The sequence below is a fragment of the Williamsia sp. Y853 genome (assembly GCF_056786495.1).
In genome coordinates this window covers 307389-324807 of the sequence record NZ_JBXCJC010000002.1, presented here as the reverse complement: position 1 = coordinate 324807, position 17419 = coordinate 307389, and the positions used below count along the sequence as shown (strand labels likewise).

The 17419-nt window shown below is 63.9% G+C and carries 17 protein-coding genes and 1 pseudogene; 10 read left to right on the top strand and 8 right to left on the bottom strand.

Going from position 1 to position 17419, the window contains the following annotated elements:
* Window positions 1-20: 20 nt before the first annotated feature.
* From greA to AC1TPF_RS13455, 4 genes are all read right to left on the bottom strand, one after another.
* Window positions 21-515, bottom strand: a complete 495-nt coding sequence (greA, locus tag AC1TPF_RS13470; RefSeq protein ID WP_482138233.1) for a transcription elongation factor GreA — start codon at window positions 513-515, stop codon at window positions 21-23.
* Between the two features lie 97 nt (window positions 516-612).
* Window positions 613-1386, bottom strand: coding sequence for a queuosine precursor transporter (locus AC1TPF_RS13465; RefSeq protein WP_482138235.1), 774 nt, complete (start codon window positions 1384-1386; stop codon window positions 613-615).
* Between the two features lie 19 nt (window positions 1387-1405).
* Window positions 1406-2086 carry an LppP/LprE family lipoprotein gene (locus AC1TPF_RS13460; protein ID WP_482138237.1) on the bottom strand — a complete coding sequence of 227 codons (681 nt, stop codon included), beginning with the start codon at window positions 2084-2086 and terminating at the stop codon, window positions 1406-1408.
* Between the two features lie 169 nt (window positions 2087-2255).
* Window positions 2256-2684, bottom strand: a complete 429-nt coding sequence (locus AC1TPF_RS13455) for a DUF4307 domain-containing protein (RefSeq protein ID WP_482138239.1) — start codon at window positions 2682-2684, stop codon at window positions 2256-2258.
* A gap of 129 nt (window positions 2685-2813) precedes the next feature.
* Between AC1TPF_RS13455 and mca the strand changes: the two genes are divergently transcribed.
* The 3 genes and pseudogenes from mca (at window position 2814) to AC1TPF_RS13440 (ending at window position 5924) form a co-directional block, all read left to right on the top strand.
* Window positions 2814-3680: a mycothiol conjugate amidase Mca gene (gene mca, locus AC1TPF_RS13450; RefSeq protein WP_482138775.1), complete on the top strand. Its 867-nt coding sequence runs from the start codon at window positions 2814-2816 to the stop codon at window positions 3678-3680.
* Window positions 3677-3898, top strand: a pseudogene (locus AC1TPF_RS13445) (hypothetical protein); the annotation flags it as partial. The gene mca and the pseudogene AC1TPF_RS13445, both read left to right, overlap by 4 nt.
* Entirely contained in the window at window positions 3885-5924 is a 2040-nt protein-coding gene (locus tag AC1TPF_RS13440; protein WP_482138241.1) for a thioredoxin domain-containing protein, read from the top strand. The pseudogene AC1TPF_RS13445 and the gene AC1TPF_RS13440, both read left to right, overlap by 14 nt.
* Window positions 5925-5945: 21 nt before the next feature.
* Here AC1TPF_RS13440 and rocD read toward each other — a convergent pair whose 3' ends face one another.
* Window positions 5946-7181: an ornithine--oxo-acid transaminase gene (gene rocD, locus AC1TPF_RS13435; RefSeq protein ID WP_482138243.1), complete on the bottom strand. Its 1236-nt coding sequence runs from the start codon at window positions 7179-7181 to the stop codon at window positions 5946-5948.
* Entirely contained in the window at window positions 7178-7573 is a 396-nt protein-coding gene (locus tag AC1TPF_RS13430) for a hypothetical protein (protein ID WP_482144388.1), read from the bottom strand. Before AC1TPF_RS13430 ends, rocD begins: the two co-directional genes overlap by 4 nt.
* 124 nt (window positions 7574-7697) lie before the next feature.
* Between AC1TPF_RS13430 and AC1TPF_RS13425 the strand changes: the two genes are divergently transcribed.
* Window positions 7698-8144, top strand: coding sequence for an Lrp/AsnC family transcriptional regulator (locus AC1TPF_RS13425; protein WP_482138247.1), 447 nt, complete (start codon window positions 7698-7700; stop codon window positions 8142-8144).
* A gap of 268 nt (window positions 8145-8412) precedes the next feature.
* Window positions 8413-9513, top strand: coding sequence for a 3-deoxy-7-phosphoheptulonate synthase (locus AC1TPF_RS13420; protein ID WP_482138249.1), 1101 nt, complete (start codon window positions 8413-8415; stop codon window positions 9511-9513).
* Here AC1TPF_RS13420 and trhA read toward each other — a convergent pair.
* A complete protein-coding gene (gene trhA / locus AC1TPF_RS13415; RefSeq protein WP_482144708.1) occupies window positions 9506-10132 on the bottom strand; it encodes a PAQR family membrane homeostasis protein TrhA in 627 nt (208 codons plus the stop codon). The genes AC1TPF_RS13420 and trhA overlap by 8 nt on opposite strands.
* Window positions 10133-10235: 103 nt before the next feature.
* Here trhA and AC1TPF_RS13410 point away from each other — a divergent pair, with 103 nt between their 5' ends.
* On the top strand, window positions 10236-11018 hold the full coding sequence (locus AC1TPF_RS13410) for an isoprenyl transferase (RefSeq protein ID WP_482144387.1): 783 nt from the start codon (window positions 10236-10238) through the stop codon (window positions 11016-11018).
* Window positions 11019-11049: 31 nt separating this feature from the next.
* On the opposite strand, the gene coaA is transcribed toward AC1TPF_RS13410, so the two are convergent.
* Window positions 11050-11982, bottom strand: coding sequence for a type I pantothenate kinase (gene coaA / locus AC1TPF_RS13405; protein WP_482138252.1), 933 nt, complete (start codon window positions 11980-11982; stop codon window positions 11050-11052).
* Window positions 11983-12080: 98 nt separating this feature from the next.
* On the opposite strand from coaA, the gene AC1TPF_RS13400 reads away from it, so the two are divergent.
* From AC1TPF_RS13400 to AC1TPF_RS13385, 4 genes are all read left to right on the top strand, one after another.
* Window positions 12081-13289 carry a DUF885 domain-containing protein gene (locus tag AC1TPF_RS13400; RefSeq protein ID WP_482144707.1) on the top strand — a complete coding sequence of 403 codons (1209 nt, stop codon included), beginning with the start codon at window positions 12081-12083 and terminating at the stop codon, window positions 13287-13289.
* 122 nt (window positions 13290-13411) lie between these two features.
* On the top strand, window positions 13412-14710 hold the full coding sequence (glyA, locus tag AC1TPF_RS13395; protein WP_482138254.1) for a serine hydroxymethyltransferase: 1299 nt from the start codon (window positions 13412-13414) through the stop codon (window positions 14708-14710).
* Window positions 14711-14836: 126 nt separating this feature from the next.
* Entirely contained in the window at window positions 14837-15700 is an 864-nt protein-coding gene (locus AC1TPF_RS13390; RefSeq protein ID WP_482144386.1) for an acyl-ACP desaturase, read from the top strand.
* Window positions 15701-16083: 383 nt separating this feature from the next.
* Window positions 16084-17391, top strand: coding sequence for a PhoH family protein (locus tag AC1TPF_RS13385; RefSeq protein WP_482138258.1), 1308 nt, complete (start codon window positions 16084-16086; stop codon window positions 17389-17391).
* The last annotated feature ends 28 nt before the right edge of the window (window positions 17392-17419 follow it).

Sequence of the window (17419 nt, the reverse complement as noted above, 5' to 3'; positions counted from 1 at the left end):
TGAGGGCTCATTTTGGTTGCTCAGTTGTGGTACGGCTCCGCGCTGAGAAGCGTCACCGAAACAGTGGCGCCGCTGGGCACGGTGTACTTGCGGGTGTCGCCGACCTTGGCGTCGATGAGCGAGCCACCCAGTGGGGACTTCGGTGAGTACACCTCGAGCTTGTCCTCAGACGATCCCTGTTCGCGCGTGGCGATCAGGAAGGTCTCGGTGTCGGACTCATCGCCGTTGTAGTACACCTTCACGACAGAACCCGGCAGAGCCACACCGGACTGCGTGGGTGTCTCGCCGACCTTGGCGGTGTTGAGTAGCTCCTGGAGCTGCCGGATGCGGGCTTCTTGCTGGCCCTGCTCGTCACGGGCAGCGTGGTAGCCACCGTTCTCTTTGAGGTCTCCCTCTTCGCGACGCTCGTTGATCTCGGCGGCAATCACCGGACGGTTCGCGATCAGCGCGTCGAGCTCCTCTTTGAGCCGATCATGGGACTCCTGGGTAAGCCAGGTCACCTCGGTGTCGGTCATGCTCGATCACTCCCTCTCGTTAAATGCAGCAACACGGCCCCTCTCGGAACCGTGTATCAGCCAAGAGTAGCAGGTCACATGTACGGATCTCGAACTCCTAGGAAATTATGCCCCCTTGGGCGAGGTTGGATCGGTAGGTTGGTTCGCGGTTTTTGAGCCAGCGGATGGCCGCGTACGTCAGCGGCATGATTGCCATCTCGACGAGGGTCTTCCAAATGAAGCCGATGAGTGCGTAATTCAAGAAATCGGACCAGGTCGAGATGCCCAGTGCGCTGGCCGCGATCGCACAAAAAACCAGCGTGTCGAAGAACTCGCCCACCACAGTGGAGCCGAGGAGCCGGGCCCACAGGTGTTTCTCGCCGGACCGCTCTTTCATCTTCACCAGGACCCAGGAGTTGAGGAACTCGCCGACGACATAACCGGCCAGACCGGCCGCCAGGAACTGGGGGATCACGCCGGCGACGGTCTCGAAGGACTCCTGGCCGTCGTAGAAATCGGCGGCAGGCAGCTTGATGGTCAGCCAGAAGCAGAAGGATGCGATCAGCAGGACGAAGAATCCGGCCAGGATGGTGCGTCGCATCGCGCGGAAGCCGTAGACCTCGCTGATCACGTCGCCGAGGACGTAGGCGAGGGGAAAGAGGTAGAAGGCACCGTCGGTCACCAGGCCGTTCATGGACAGCGGGCCGAGGTCGAAGTGGAGATCGGGGAACAGCACCACAGCCTTGGTGCCGGTGATGTTGCTGATCATCATCACGCCGACGAAGAGGGCGACGAGCATCGGGTAATACGGACTTGCAATGGTGGCAAACGCCGGACTCGTTCCCTTGGCGGTGAGCGAGTCCGGCTGCCCAGACCTATCAGTGGATGTCATGGGTGCCGATTATGGGCGATCAGCATCCATTCGGTTGCAATGCCCCGGGGAGTTCGCCGATCCTCTCCACTCCGGAACCGGTCCAGCGGTAGCTGACGGCGACCTGTCCCTGGGGGTCGGCGTTGGGCTCGTCGCCGACTATGTAGCGGTAAGTGACGTACACCTCGCTGTCGTCGGCGCCGGTGACGGTTTGGTAGGAGAGGTTGCAGGCGGAGCCGACGGAAACGCCGTCGTGGAAGAAGGCCAGCTGGTAGGGCGACGATACGGTGCCACCCTCGGTGGCCAGGGCCACGTATGTGAATCCCGAGCAGCTGAAGTCGGACTCCGCGCTCACCCAGCGGCCACCGGGTACCGGCGGGTCGATCTGGCCGATCGCCGAGTCGATGATTGCGGCGGGATCGCACGAGGAGTTGTCGTCCGGATCGGGGTTGCCGCCCGGATCGTTCGTGTCGGCAGGCGGCGCGGTGATGGTTGCGCTCTGACCGGCCGGCTGCGTCGTTCTGGGCGCCTGCGTGACGGTCGATGCCGGTGACGCCGACGACGCCGAGCTGCCGTCGACGGCCTTGTTGTCAGAGTTCGAGTTGTCAGAGTCCGAGCACCCGGAGATGCCGGCAATCAATACCGCCGCCGCACACACGGCCATCCATGTGCGGGCCGCCGACCTGGTTGCCGAAAAATGGTTGTCCACAGTCTTTTTCATCGATTGATCCTTTGGTTGCCGACCCACTTGCTCCGTCGTAACGGGCGGCGAGAAAGTTAGTCACAGAAAGGCATCGAAATTCCGACGTCGAGAGTGTGTGCAGGTGAACCGGTCCGAGGGGCCATCGGTGATGTCGGTCGACTGAACGACCCGTGGCGGGTGGTTCAGGTCACGGTGCGACCAGATACTCCGGAACCGTCTTGCTGCATCCGTAGACCTCGCCGACCACCGGGGCGGCCGAGGTGTTGACGATCTCGGACATCGCGTAGGGGGATTCGTTCGACGCCGGGATGTAGACCTCGCGGCGGCCGGTCTCACTGCCGTCCAAGGATCGGGCACGCAGGATGCAGGTGGCCGGAACGCCGGGATCCTTGCGGGTAACTGTGAACTTCACCTCAACACTTGTGTCGTTCAGGATCTCGTAGCCGGTGGCTTCTCCGGAGATGTCGGGGTCGGAAAAGTTGTTGTAGCCGACCCACGCGACGAGCACGCCCAGGGCGATGACCAGCGTGGTCAGGCCTATCGACCACACGCGGCGAGAGCGTGGTGAGCGGTCGGTGGGGTAGCGCCCCGGCGGTAGTGTGCGAGGGCTTGTCATGTGTTCATACCTACCATGGAGGCAGAACCGGGTCCCGGTGCGCCATGGCCGGTGCCGACGGTGGGAGTATTGAACCCGAATATCGGGCTGTTGTGAAGGTGAGGAAATCGCGTGGTTGGACTACGACTGATGGCGGTGCATGCGCACCCCGACGACGAGTCCAGTAAAGGCGCGGCCACGATGGCCAAATACGCCGCTGAAGGACACGACGTTCTGGTGGTCACCCTGACCGGCGGTGAGCGCGGCGACATCCTCAATCCGGCGATGGATCTGCCGGGCATCGTCGAGCGCCTACCGGAAGTTCGTCGAGAAGAGATGGCCAAGGCTGCGGCCGCGCTCGGTGTCCGCCAGCAGTGGTTGGGCTTTGTCGATTCGGGTCTGCCCGAGGGCGATCCGAAACCGCCGCTTCCCGAGGGTTCGTTCGCGGCCATCCCGCTGGAGATCCCGACCGAGGCACTGGTCAAGGTGATCCGCGAGTTCAAGCCGCACGTGATGATCACCTACGACGAACACGGCGGCTATCCGCATCCCGACCACATCCGCGACCATGAGGTGTCGATGGCCGCCTACGAGGCCGCTGCCGATCCCGAGCAGTTCCCCGATGCCGGAGAGCCCTGGGCGGTCTCGAAGATCTATTACACCCACGGATTCATCCGCGATCGGATGATCTTGTTCTCCGACGAGTACGAGAAGATCGGCAAAGAGAGCCCCTTCGCCGAGTGGTTGTCGAACTGGGATCCCGAGCGCGGGAACACGATGGGCCGGGTCACCACACAGGTGACCTGTGGCGACTACTTCCCGAAGCGCGATGAGGCGCTGCTGGCGCACGCCACACAGATCGATCCCAACGGAATCTTCTTCGCGGTCCCGATGGACTGGCAGCAACGACTCTGGCCGACCGAAGAATTCGAGCTGGCCAAGACCCGCGTCAAGACCGCGATCCCCGAGACCGATCTGTTCGCTGGAATAACCGCTGATGAGGAGGTTGTGCGATGAACATGACCTACGCCGCAGCGCAGTTGACCGACGTGCTCGCCGCCCCCCAGGGCCCCGAGTTCGGCAAGGCATCCCCGCTGGGACTGCTGGTCGTCGTACTGCTGCTGGTGGGAACAGTTTTCTTGATCTGGTCGATGAACCGGCACCTCAAGAAGCTGCCGAAGAAGTTCGACTGGGACCATCCTGAAGACGATCAGGCCGCCGATGACGGGACCGATGGTGACCCGAGGCAGCAACAGTCTCGCTGAGGCGACAAGTCCCTATCTGCGCCAGCACGCCGACAATCCGGTGCACTGGCAGCAGTGGGGCGCCGACGCGCTGGACTGGGCGCGCGAGCGGGACGTACCGATCCTGTTGTCGGTCGGCTACGCGGCCTGTCATTGGTGCCACGTCATGGCGCACGAGTCGTTCGAGGACCCGATCACCGCGACGGTGATGAACCGCCACTTCGTGTGCATCAAGGTCGACCGCGAAGAGCGGCCCGACATCGACGCCATCTACATGAATGCCACGGTCGCGATGACCGGCCAGGGTGGTTGGCCGATGACCTGTTTCCTGACGCCGGACGGTGAACCTTTCTACTGCGGCACCTACTTTCCGTCGGTACCGCGGCACGGTCTGCCGTCTTTTGTGCAACTCCTCGATGCGATCACCGAGACGTGGAACTCCAAACGCGATGAGGTTCACCGGGTGGGCGCCGCGGTCGCCGAGCAACTCGCGGCAAACGCTGCGGGCTTGCCGGATCCGGAACTCGCCGTCGACGACCCGCTCCTCGCGCACGCGGTGACCCAGGTCCTCGAGGACGAGGACCGCGACTACGGCGGATTCGGTGGCGCCCCGAAGTTTCCGCCGTCGGCGTTACTCGAAGGACTGATCCGCGAATCAGAGCGCACCGGCGACCCGAGAGGTCTCGAGACCGCTGGGCGGACCGCGTCGGTGATGGCCCGAGGCGGTATCTACGATCAGCTCGCCGGTGGTTTCGCCCGGTATGCGGTCGACAAGGACTGGGTGGTCCCGCATTTCGAGAAGATGCTCTACGACAACGCGCAACTCCTGAGGGTGTATGCGCACCTGGCGCGCATCACCTCAGATCCGTTGGCGCAGAAGGTCACCGAGGAAACCATCGGGTTTCTGGAACGCGACCTCAAGGTGATCGGCGGGTTCGCCTCGGCTCTCGATGCCGACACCGACGGCCGTGAGGGCCTGACATATGTGTGGACGCCACAGGAATTGGTCGACGTACTCGGGGACGACGACGGAGAGTGGGCGGCGCAGCTGTTCACCGTGACCGCGGCGGGCACCTTTGAAGAAGGTGCGTCGACACTGCAGCTGCGCGCGGACCCCGACAACATCGGCCGGTTCGAATCGGTGCGGGCGCGCTTGTCTGCCGCCCGGGCACTGCGGCCGCAACCGGGGATCGACGGCAAGGTGGTGACGGGCTGGAACGCCATGGCCATCACCGCACTTGCCGAAGCCGGAGCCGGACTAGAACGTCCGGAGTGGATCGATCTGGCCACCTGGTGCGCCGGGGAGCTGCTCGCACGTCATCTGCCTGATGGACGGCTGCGGCGGTCCTCACTCGATGGTGTGGTCGGTGCGCCACTGGCGATGCTCGACGATCACGCCGCATTGGTCACCGCGCTGTTGGCGCTCTATCAGGTGACCGGAGAACAGCATTGGCGAGATCGCGGACTCGATCTCCTCGACCGCACGATTGATCTTTTCGCCGACCCCGAGGTGTCCGGGTCGTGGTACGACGCCGGATCGGACGCCGACGCGTTGCTGACACGACCGCGGGATCCGATCGATGGGGCAACACCGGCGGGTACCTCACTGGTGGCCGAGGCGCTGCTGACCGCTGCGCCGCTGGCACCGACCGATCGCGCCCCGCGCAGTGCTGACGCCTACATGGCTCTGGCGGACGACACCCTGGCCCGCGGGTCCGTGCTGCTGGAGAAGCTGCCGCGGTCGGCGGGGCATTGGCTGGCGGTCGCATCGGCTCGCCTGGCCGGACCACTTCAGATCGCGGTGTCGCAGCCCGACATCGATTCCACCGGACTGCTCACCCAGGCGCGAGTGCGAGCGCCGGGCGGAGCCATCGTGATCGGTGGTGTCGTCGATTCTCAGCCGCTACTGGCCGGACGGCCCCCGGTGAACGGTGAATCAGCCGCCTATATCTGCCGTGGATCGGTGTGTGGGCTCCCGGTCACCACTGCCGAAGGACTCGCAGCGCAACTGGCGTGACCTCAATCGGGCAGACGGGGGTCAGGCGTGTAAGGCCGCAGCGAACTGATCCATCGCCCAATCGATTTCGTCAACCGTGATGACAATCGGTGGGGCGAATCGCAGGGTGCTGCCGTGGGTGTCCTTCGCCAGCACGCCGCGCTCGGCGAGTTTTTTGCAGAGATCCTTGCCCGTACCCAGCGCTGGATCGACATCGACGCCCGCCCACAGTCCGAGCCCCCGAACCGCGATGACACCGCCTGGGATCATCGCCCGCAGCCGGTCGTGGAGATGTGTGCCAAGCGTGGCCGCGCGATCCTGCCAGTAGCCGGTACCCAACATGTGCACCACCGTCGAACCGACCGCGGCAGCAAGCGGATTGCCGCCGAAGGTCGAACCGTGCTCGCCGGGATGAAGTACCCCGAGGATGTTGCTGTCACCGACCACGGCCGACACCGGCAATACACCTCCGCCCAGGGCCTTGCCCAGCGTGTAGAGGTCGGGCACCACGCCCCAATGGTCACAGGCGAAGGTGGTTCCGGTTCTGCCGAGACCGGACTGGATCTCATCGCAGATCATCAAAATATTTGCGGTGGTGCAGAGTTCACGAACATCGGCGAGGTAGCCGTCCGGTGGGACGATGATGCCGGCCTCACCCTGGATCGGTTCGATCAGTACCGCAACGGTGGTGTCGTCGACGGCGGCGGCCATCGCCGCGGCGTCACCGAACGGAACAATGCGGAATCCGGGTGTGAACGGACCGAAACCGGTGCGGGCGATCTCGTCGTCCGAGAAACTCACGATAGTGGTGGTCCGGCCGTGAAAATTGCCCGACGCCACCACAATCGACGCCCGACCTGCCTGCACACCCTTGACGTCGGTGCCCCACTTGCGGGCCACCTTGATGGCCGATTCCACCGCTTCGGCGCCGGTGTTCATCGGCAGCACCATCTCTTTGCCGCAGAGCGCGGCCAGATCCCGGCAGAAGGGGCCCAGGCGGTCAGAGTGAAAGGCCCTGCTGGTCAACGTGAGCCGGCTGAGTTGGTCCATGGCGGCGGCGATGATCTCCCGATTGCGATGGCCGAAGTTGATCGCCGAGTAACCGGCCAGGCAATCGAGGTATCGGCGGCCTTCGACGTCGGTGATCCAGGCGCCCTCGGCGGTGGCCGCGACAACGGGGAGCGATGAATAGTTGTGGGTGGCAAAGTCGTCGACCAGCGCGATGTGTTCGGCCGAGGAGATGATCGGATCGACGGAATGGGTGATGTCGACGGTCATGATGGGCCCCCGGCCTTTCGTAGCTCGAGTGTGCAGCATTTGACGCCGCCGCCACCTTTGAGCAATTCGGACAGATCCACCCTGATCGGGTTGAACCCGGCGACGGTGAGAAGTGCTGCCAGATGTGGTGCGGCGTCGGTCATCACAACATTGAGACCGTCGGAGAACGGGACCGGCGGTATTTCTGAAACCGAATGTCCCAGTTGGATATACGTCTCGCGGAGCGTGTTCCATTGCTGGTAGGCGCGTGCGGTGTCGACGGCCACGGTCGGGTCCATCCACGGGTTGATCTGGTAGGTGACCGCAAAGTGGGCAGGCGGGGTCATCGCGTAACGCCGCGGTGAGGAGACTCGATCGGACCTGGTGGCATGCGCGAACTCGGTGGTGGTCACTCATTGATCGTAGGAAGCCCCTGTGACGCAATCAATCTACGTGCGTTGTGTTGAGGCCAGCTATTTATTGTGCAATCTGGCACAATAGAACGATCTGTTGCGTGAGGTGAAAAGAGGGTGGCCGGTGGCTGAGCTGGACGAGATCGACGAGGCGATTCTGGGCGCTCTGACTCGTGATGCACGGCAAACCTATGCGCAGATCGGGGAGTGCGTGCGGCTCTCGGCCCCGGCTGTGAAGCGGCGGGTCGACCGTCTGGTGTCGTCGGGTGTGATCCGCGGATTCACCGTCGTCACCGATCCGGCAGCGCTCCAATGGACCACGGAGGCATACGTCCAGGTGTTCTGCCGGGGCACCATCGCCCCGGACATCCTCGCCAAATCGTGGGAGCACATCTCCGAGGTGGTCAGCGCTGCCACCGTCACCGGTCCGGCCGATGCGATCCTGCGGGTGGTCGCGCGCGATGTCCAGCATCTGGAGGTGGCGCTCGAACGGATCCGGGCCGCCGAGACCGTCGACCACTCCGAGAGCATCATCGTGCTGTCCAGGGTGATCGATCGAGGTCATCCCTGAGGGAGTCGTCGGGCCGAGCATTCCTGCAGTGGATATCTGTTTTGGGTGGCAGATGACTGCCGTGCTACCTTGGCCGACATGAACATTTGTGCTGGTGCCTATTGGCGCTTTATCGAGGCTCCGGGTGGAGCCGCCGATACTGCGCTCTACTAACGCGCGCCAACACCCGGAGCCCCGAGCAGTGACCACCATGGTCGCTGCTTTTTTCTTTGTCAGGGCACCGGTTACATGAGTGCAGGTGCTCGCCGAAATCAGGAAGGCACGCATCATGAGTAGCGAAACCACCACCCCGCAGGCCGAGCAGGCGACGTTGGTCGGACCCGAGACGTCCGACCGCCGCATCCGCGCCTTCCGTGAGATCCCGTCGCCGAATACCGTGCGCGCCGAACTGCCGTTGACCGATCGCCGCGCCGCCGTCGTGCAGCGCGATCGCGACGAGATCGCCGACATCCTCGCCGGCCGCGACGACCGCCTGCTCGTCATCGTCGGACCGTGTTCGGTTCATGACACCGTCGCCGCACTGGACTACGCACGACGCCTCGCGCTGCTTGCCGTCGAGCATGCCGACCGGCTCAAGATCGTGATGCGGGTGTACTTCGAAAAGCCTCGCACCACGGTCGGATGGAAGGGCCTGATCAACGACCCGGGTATGGACGGTTCGTTCGACGTCGAGCGCGGCCTGCGTACCGCCCGCGCGTTGCTCCTCGACATCATCGACCTCGGTCTACCCGTGGGCTGTGAGTTCCTCGAACCGACGAGCCCGCAGTACATCGCCGACGCTGTCGCGTGGGGCGCGATCGGTGCCCGGACCACCGAATCGCAGGTGCACCGCCAGCTCGCCTCGGGTCTGTCGATGCCGATCGGCTTCAAGAACGGAACCGACGGCAACATCCAGGTTGCGGTTGATGGTGTGAAAGCTGCTGCAGCCCAGCACGTCTTCTTCGGTGTTGATGATTTCGGCCGGGGCGCGATCGTCGAGACCGTCGGCAACGAGGACTGCCACGTCATCCTGCGAGGCGGCACATCGGGACCGAACTTCGCCGTTGACTCGATCAATGCCACGCTCGCTGCACTGGCCAAGGCAGGACTGCCGGAACTGGTCATGGTCGACTGCTCGCACGCCAACTCGGGCAAGGACCACATCCAGCAGGCCGTGGTCGCCACTGACATCGCAGAGATGATCGTCGGCGGACAGCACGGTATCAGCGGGGTGATGTTGGAAAGCTTCCTCGTCGCGGGTGCGCAGTCGCCGGACGCCCAGGTGCTGACCTACGGCCAGTCGGTCACCGACAAGTGCATGGACTGGGATGCCACGGTTGCTGTGGTGCAGACGCTTTCGGCAGCCAAGGCCCCGGCCGCCGCTATCTGAACAGCACCAGCCACACCGCGACGTAGTGGACCAGCGCCGCAATGACGGTGCAGGCGTGGAAGAACTCGTGGTGACCGAATGTGTTCGGCCACGGATTGGGCCACTGCGTCGCGTAGAGCACACCACCGACGGTGTAGAAGAATCCGCCGACGGCAAGCAGTACGAGCACGGCGACCCCCACCGAGTCGATGAGTGTCGGGGCGACCGCGACGATCGTCCAGCCCAGGATGATGTAGAGCATCACGCCGAGCCAGCGCGGTGAGGTGGGCCAGACCATTTTGAGGGTGACCCCGGCCAGTGCGCCGGCCCACACGATGATCAGCACCACCGTCTGAGTGGGGGGCTCCAGCCCGATCACGCAGAACGGTGTGTAGCTGCCCGCGATGAAGATGAAGATCATCGAATGATCGGCCCGCTTCATCCACATCTTGGCGGCGTCGGTGGTCCAGTGCACCCGGTGGTAAGTGGCGCTGACCCCGAACACGCCGCAGACCGTCAGTGCGTAGATACCGCAGGCCAGGGCGGCCATCGGGCCGACCATCGCCCACGCGACGGCGACGAGCACGATCCCGGTGACGATGGCGATGAAGCCGGCGTATAGGTGAATCCAACCCCGCATGCGGGGCTGGAATTCGGCGAGTCGTGCGAGTTCGGAGGAGACCACAATCCACGGTAGCTTAGGTAAGCATCGACCGACCTCCACGCCGCGTAAGGTGTACCCAGTGAAGCTGATTCCCGACGCCATGCGTGGACCCATGTACCGGGTCTACGAGCGTCGGCTCACCCACTACCTCGATCCAGAACGTATACCTCGTCACATCGCGATCATCTGTGACGGCAATCGTCGATGGGCCCGCGAGGCCGGGTTCGAGAACGTCAATCATGGGCATCGGGTCGGTGCGCAGAAGATCGCCGAGGTCCTCACCTGGTGCAGTGAGCTCGACATCTCCACGGTCACCATCTATCTGCTCTCGACCGAGAACCTGAGCCGCGACACCGAAGAACTCGGCGCGCTGATGCAGATCGTCCCGGACATCGTAGAAGAGATCTCCGCGCCCGGACAGCCGTGGCGCGTGAAAGTGGTTGGCGCGCTTGATCAACTGCCGGTCGAGGTGTCGAGTCGGCTGAAGGCCGCCGAACAGCAGACCGCAAGCCGGGTCGGCCCGACCGTGAACGTGGCGGTGGGCTATGGGGGTCGCCAGGAGATCGTGGACTCGGTGCGTTCGCTGCTCACCGACCGGATCGCGGCCGGCGATACCCCTGGAGAGTTGGTTGACGCGGTCACCGTGGACGCCATCGACCAGAATCTCTACACCCGCGGCCAGCCCGATCCCGACCTGGTGATCAGAACATCTGGCGAACAACGCCTTTCGGGCTTTCTACTCTGGCAGAGCGCGTACTCCGAGATCTGGTTCACCGACGCCTACTGGCCGGCATTTCGTCGCGTCGACTTCCTGCGTGCGCTCCGTGACTACGGTGCCCGTAGCCGCCGATTCGGTAAGTGAGCGCCAGGGTTCCGACAGAACCCCGTTGTCCTCAGATCTTGCGTAGACGCACCCGATTGATCGCGTGATTGGCGTCTTTGCGAAGCACCAACGTCGCCCGGGGACGGGTCGGCAGGATGTTCTCCACCAGATTCGGCCGGTTGATGCCGTTCCAGATGTCGCGGGCCGCCAGCGTCGCCTGATCATCGGTCAGTGACGAGTAATGGTGGAAGTGCGAGTTCGGATCGGCGAAGGCCGTGGTCCGCATGGCCAGGAACCGGGTGATGTACCAGTCCTCGATGTCCTCGATCCGGGCGTCGACATAGATTGAGAAATCGAACAGGTCCGACACCATCAGCCGGGCTCCGGTCTGGAGCACATTAAGTCCCTCGACGATGAGGATATCAGGTTGCCGCACATGGTGTTTGGTCCCGCGGACGATGTCGTAGGACACGTGCGAATACACCGGAGCCGACACATCGCGGGCGCCCGACTTCACCTCGGTCACGAATCGCAGCAACGCGCGGCGGTCATAGGACTCGGGGAAACCCTTGCGGTGCATGATTCCGCGACGTTCCAACTCCGCGGTGGGGTAGAGGAATCCGTCGGTGGTGATCAGGTCGACGGTGGGGTGAGATTCCCAGCGGGCGAGCAGCGCCTGCAACACGCGGGCGGTGGTCGACTTGCCAACCGCCACGCTGCCTGCGACACCGATGATGAACGGCACCTGTCGCTCAGGCTTGCGCTCGCCGAGGAAGGTGGCCGTCGCGGCGAACAGGCGCTGCCGGGCAGCGACCTGGAGGTGGATCAGACGGGAGAGCGGTAGATAGACATCCGCGACTTCGGTGAGGTCGATCTGTTCGCCGAGACCGCGCAATTCGCGCAGTTCACTCTCGGTCAGCACCATCGGCATCGATTGGCGCAGATCCCGCCACTGGCGGCGATCGAGTTCGATATACGGACTCGGCTCGGTTATCCGTGACATGTCAACTTTCGATCCGTGGGACCCGCGGCATGGAGATCATCCTTGCGAACGCATCCGAGGGCAACAACTCCGGGGTCACTTCGGTAGCGTTTGACCCCATGTACAACGAAGCGATCACGTCGCGGTATCTGCGGCTGGGCCTGGCATTTGACCGTCTCGAAGAGGGTTTCGTCGACGCGTTCACCGGTGATCCGGCGTTGCGACGCGAGGTCGAGAACGCCCCGGTGCCCGATCCGAGAGACCTTGCCCATCAGGCGGCTTCGTTGCGCGACGAACTCCCCGGCGCCGGATTGGGTGAGATCCGCACCGAGTTCATCGATTCGGCGCTGCGGGCGCTCGAATGTTCGGCGCGAAAGTTCGCAGGCGATGACATCGGGTTCGTCGAGGAAGTCCGCAACTATTTCGACGTCGACATCACGATGGGTGATCCGGACACCTATCGCCGCGCCCACTCCGAGCTCGATGAGTTGCTGCTGGGCACCGGTGATCTCGCACAGCGCTACGCCGCGCACAAACGTGCCGAGGAGATCCCGCAGGACCGGGTGGCCGAGGTGGTGTCGGCGTTCAGCGGTGCACTGCGGGAACGGGTGCGGGGCACCTACGCGCTGCCCGAGTCGGAGATCGTCGACTTCGAGGTGGTCGGCGACAAGCCGTGGTCCGGGTTCAACTACTACCTGGGCGACTACCGGTCCAAGGTGGCCATCAACGGTGATCTCACCCAGCACATGTCGTCGCTGCCGCACCTCATCGCGCATGAGGCCTATCCGGGACACCACACCGAACACTGCCGAAAAGAGCAATTGCTGGTTGGTTCAGGTCAGGTCGAGCAGTCGATTTTCCTGGTGAACACCCCGCAATGCCTGATGGCGGAAGGTCTCGCCGACCATGCGCTGAACGCCGCGATCGGGCCCGAGTGGGGGCTCTGGGCGCAGGACATCTACGCGGACCTCGGATTGCGATTCGACGGTGAGCGCGCCAATGCCATCGGTAGGGCCACCACTGGTTTGCTCGGCGTGCGCCAGGACGCGGCGCTGCTGCTGCACGACCGCGGCGCCGACCAGGACACCGTCGCGACCTATCTGCAGACCTGGCTGCTCGCCACCGATGAGCGGGCCCGGCAGATGCTGCGGTTCCTGTCATCACCGTTGTGGCGGGCCTACATCAGCACCTATGTCGAGGGCTTCCGCCTGCTGCAGGAGTGGTTGGACGCGGCGCCTGCGGCGGATCGGCTGGTGCGCTTCGGCCGGCTGCTCGATGAGCCGCTGACACCGGGGCGCCTGCGGGCGGAGTTGGCTGCCGGGGTGTAGCCGGGTTGGCCGCGGAAAAGCAGCACCGCGGCGACGAATAATAGGGCATGTAATCGGTGTTCGCCCGGTCTCTTACACTGAACCTGCGGATTCGCCCGCGCAGCAGCGTCTGAAGGAGACAAATGACCGACGTCAACACCGCATCCCTGGCTGAGCTAGACCCGGATATGGCGGCCGCGATGAACGGCGAGCTGACCCGTCAGCGCGACACGCTGGAGATGATCGCGTCGGAGAACTTCGTTCCGCGCGCGGTGCTGCAGGCCCAGGGCAGTGTGCTGACCAACAAATACGCCGAGGGCTACCCCGGACGCCGCTACTACGGTGGCTGCGAATACGTCGACGTCGTCGAGGACATCGCCCGCAACCGGGCGAAAGAGCTGTTCGGCGCGGAATTCGCCAACGTGCAGCCCCATTCCGGTGCGCAGGCCAACGCTGCGGTCCTGGCCGCGCTGATGGAGCCCGGCGAGACCATGCTCGGCCTCGACCTGGCCCACGGTGGCCACCTCACGCACGGCATGCGCCTGAACTTCTCCGGAAAGCTCTATGAGAACGCCTTCTACGGCGTGAGCAAAGAAGACTTCCGCATCGACATGGACGAGGTGCGCAAGGTCGCCCTCGACACCAAGCCGAAGGTCATCGTCGCCGGCTGGTCGGCTTATCCGCGGATCCTGGATTTCGCGGCCTTCCGGTCCATCGCCGACGAGGTCGGCGCGCACCTGTGGGTCGATATGGCCCACTTCGCCGGACTCGTCGCCGCCGGGCTGCATCCGTCGCCGGTCCCGTACGCCGATGTCGTGTCGTCGACGGTCCACAAGACCCTCGGTGGTCCGCGTTCGGGCATCATCCTGGCCAAGAAGGAGTGGGCCAAGAAGCTCAACTCCGCAGTGTTCCCCGGCCAGCAGGGTGGCCCGCTGATGCACGTCATCGCTGCCAAGGGCGTGGCCCTCAAGATCGCAGGCACCGAGGAGTTCAAGGAGCGCCAGCAGCGCACCCTCGACGGTTCTCGCATCCTTGCCGAGCGCCTGAACGGTGAGGACGTCGCCAAGGCCGGAGTGTCGGTCCTGACCGGCGGCACCGACGTGCACCTGGTGTTGGTCGACCTGCGCAACAGCAACCTCGACGGCCAGCAGGGCGAAGATCTGCTTCATCAGGTCGGTATCACCGTCAACCGCAACGCGGTGCCGTTCGACCCGCGTCCGCCGATGGTGACCTCCGGCCTCCGGATCGGTACACCCGCGCTGGCCACCCGCGGCTTCGGTGAAGAGCAGTTCCGTGAGGTTGCCGACATCATCGGCACCGCACTGGCTGCCGGCCAGGGCGCGGATGTCTCTGCGCTGCGGGCCCGCGTCTCGCAGCTCGCCCTCGACTTCCCGCTGTACGAGGGACTCGAGGATTGGGGCCTGCTCAGCACCCAGCGCTGAACCCCGAGCACACCAGACGAACCCATCTCTTTCGGTCGAACCACAGTTGGTTTCGACCGAAAGAGGTGGGTTCGGTATTCGGGCGATTGGTTTCGCATATCGCGGGTCGACCTCTAGGCTGTCTGGGTGAATGATTTGACCCAGGACGAACTGCTCTACGCCTTGGAAAAGGCGATTCCGGAAATCATGGAAGAGCACAACGCCGCGGCAGTGGCATGGAACCCGCACGATTTCGTGCCGTGGGCCGAGGGCAAGAACTTCGCGTTCTTGGGTGGCGAGGACTTCGATCCGAACCAGCCGTCCCCGCTGCCTGCCGATGTGGTCAAAGCGTTGCTGGCGTTGCTGCTCACCAAGGACAACATGCCGTCCTACCACCGTCTGATGGCGCAGAAGGCGTCCATCTTCGGTGCGTGGCAGCAGGTCATCGGAACCTGGACCGCCGAAGACAATCGTCATGCGATCGCGCTGCGGGACTACCTCGTGGTGTCGCGGCTGATGGATCCGGAAGCTGCCGAGACACTGCGGCTGCACCACATGACCAAGGGCAAGTTGCAGACGCCCGAGTCGGTGACCGAGTACGAGATCCTCGACGTGTTGGCGCTGCTCGCGGTGCACGAACTGCAGTGTGTGTCGTTCGGCGAGAAGCTCCTCGAGGCGTCCGACAGTGATGTCCTGAAGGGGATCGTCGAGAAGATCGTGCACGACGACCGTGTGCAGGCGAAGACGTTCACCAACTTCCTCAACGCGGGCGTCGATGCCAATGTGACCGAACTGATCAAGTCGGTTGACCGTGCGCTGACCGAGCTGGAACCGATCGGTGCCGACATCAACGACTTCGGTGACCTCGAGGTAATTGCACCGTTCAACGCCGATGTCGTGAAGTTCGTCGCCACCGCTCTGGTGGACGACCTCAAGCTGCACTCTCTCGACGGTCTCGACGAGACCAGCGAGGCGGCACGTCAGCGTGTCCTGGCCGCCGCCGGCCGGTAAGTACGCGGTTTCACCTGGCTTCACCCAACCCCGCTCCACACGCAGTCACGGCTGCGGAGGAGTGGGGTTTTTGGGTTCTCGGGCAGTGGTGCGCGGGGTCGCCGAGGCGCAGAATCTCGACTGATCCGCCAGCGGAACAGTTAACCGATTATTCACGGACACGAGCCGATTCCACCGAGCCGACACGCCGTGTTGGGCGTACTTTGACGTTTGACGGGCCGCGGGGAAGCGGTTCGTCCGGGAGGTTCGATCGTTGACTTGCTTACGTGAGTACGAGGGGACCGGCCCCGGTCCTCGTGACAGCAGCACCTAGCTGCTGAAACCAGAACCGGACCGGCCGCAACACACGTCTGAGTGGTGCCACCCAGACCGAGGAGCCCTTCGTGACCGCACGCGACGCCCGTACGTATGTCATCGATACTTCCGTGCTGTTGTCCGACCCTTGGGCGGCAACACGTTTCGCTGAGAACCACGTGATTCTTCCGCTGGTTGTCATCAGTGAATTGGAAGGCAAACGCCACCACCACGAACTGGGCTGGTTCGCTCGCGAAGCATTGCGCATGCTCGACGATCTGCGACTGGAGTTCGGGCGCCTCGATCAACCGATCCCCATCGGAACCGTCGGTGGCACCATGCAGGTCGAACTCAACCACACCGATCCGGCTGTCCTGCCCGCCGGGTTCCGCACAGACAGCAACGATTCCCGAATCCTGGCCTGCGCCTTGAACCTCCGAGCCGAAGGTAAAGACGTTGTCCTGGTGTCCAAGGACACTCCGCTGCGTGTGAAGGCGGGTGCGGTGGGCCTGGCCGCCGATGAATACCACGCTCAGGACGTGGTGGCCTCTGGCTGGAACGGGATGACCGAGGTCGACGTCGACTCGACAGTGATCGACACGTTGTTCGCCGACGGTGTGGTCGACCTCGACACTGCGCGGGATCTGCCGTGCCACACCGGGATCCGCTTGCTGGGCAACAACTCCAGTGCGCTGGGCCGGGTGAACCCGCAGAAGCAGGTACAGCTGGTGCGCGGAGATCGCGAGGTGTTCGGGTTGCGGGGGCGCAGCGCCGAACAACGGGTGGCACTGGATCTTCTCCTCGACGACAGTGTCGGCATCGTCTCGATGGGCGGCAAGGCGGGTACCGGTAAGTCGGCGTTGGCCTTGTGTGCCGGCCTCGAAGCGGTGCTCGAACGGCGTACCCAACGCAAGGTTGTCGTATTCCGGCCCCTCTATGCCGTTGGCGGACAAAACCTCGGCTATCTGCCCGGCAGTGAGTCGGAGAAGATGGGGCCCTGGGCGCAGGCGGTGTTCGACACTCTCGAGGGTCTGGCGTCCACCGAGGTGATCGAAGAGGTTCTCAGCCGCGGCATGCTCGAAGTGCTTCCGCTGACCCATATTCGGGGTCGTTCGCTCCATGATTCGTTTGTGATCGTCGACGAGGCGCAGTCGCTGGAGCGCAATGTGTTGCTGACTGTGCTGTCCCGCCTCGGCTCGGGTTCACGAGTGGTGCTCACCCACGACGTCGCACAGCGCGACAATCTCCGGGTCGGCAGGCATGACGGTGTAGCTGCGGTGATCGAAAAGCTCAAGGGGCACCCGCTTTTCGCGCATGTGACTTTGACCCGCAGCGAGCGGTCGCCGATTGCGGCGCTGGTCACCGAAATGCTGGAGGAATTCGCGCCGGGAGCGTAGCGAGCGGGCGAGGTTGGGCACTGTGCGC

Coding starts and splice junctions, on each gene's coding strand:
- greA (WP_482138233.1), bottom strand. CDS start 515: ATGACCGACACCGAGGTGACCTGGCTTACCCAGGAGTCCCATGATCGG.
- coaA (WP_482138252.1), bottom strand. CDS start 11,982: ATGTCACGGATAACCGAGCCGAGTCCGTATATCGAACTCGATCGCCGC.
- trhA (WP_482144708.1), bottom strand. CDS start 10,132: ATGCGGGGTTGGATTCACCTATACGCCGGCTTCATCGCCATCGTCACC.
- mca (WP_482138775.1), top strand. CDS start 2,814: ATGGCGGTGCATGCGCACCCCGACGACGAGTCCAGTAAAGGCGCGGCC.
- AC1TPF_RS13455 (WP_482138239.1), bottom strand. CDS start 2,684: ATGACAAGCCCTCGCACACTACCGCCGGGGCGCTACCCCACCGACCGC.
- rocD (WP_482138243.1), bottom strand. CDS start 7,181: ATGACCGTCGACATCACCCATTCCGTCGATCCGATCATCTCCTCGGCC.
- glyA (WP_482138254.1), top strand. CDS start 13,412: ATGACCGACGTCAACACCGCATCCCTGGCTGAGCTAGACCCGGATATG.
- AC1TPF_RS13400 (WP_482144707.1), top strand. CDS start 12,081: ATGTACAACGAAGCGATCACGTCGCGGTATCTGCGGCTGGGCCTGGCA.
- AC1TPF_RS13460 (WP_482138237.1), bottom strand. CDS start 2,086: ATGAAAAAGACTGTGGACAACCATTTTTCGGCAACCAGGTCGGCGGCC.
- AC1TPF_RS13440 (WP_482138241.1), top strand. CDS start 3,885: ATGACGGGACCGATGGTGACCCGAGGCAGCAACAGTCTCGCTGAGGCG.
- AC1TPF_RS13420 (WP_482138249.1), top strand. CDS start 8,413: ATGAGTAGCGAAACCACCACCCCGCAGGCCGAGCAGGCGACGTTGGTC.
- AC1TPF_RS13465 (WP_482138235.1), bottom strand. CDS start 1,386: ATGACATCCACTGATAGGTCTGGGCAGCCGGACTCGCTCACCGCCAAG.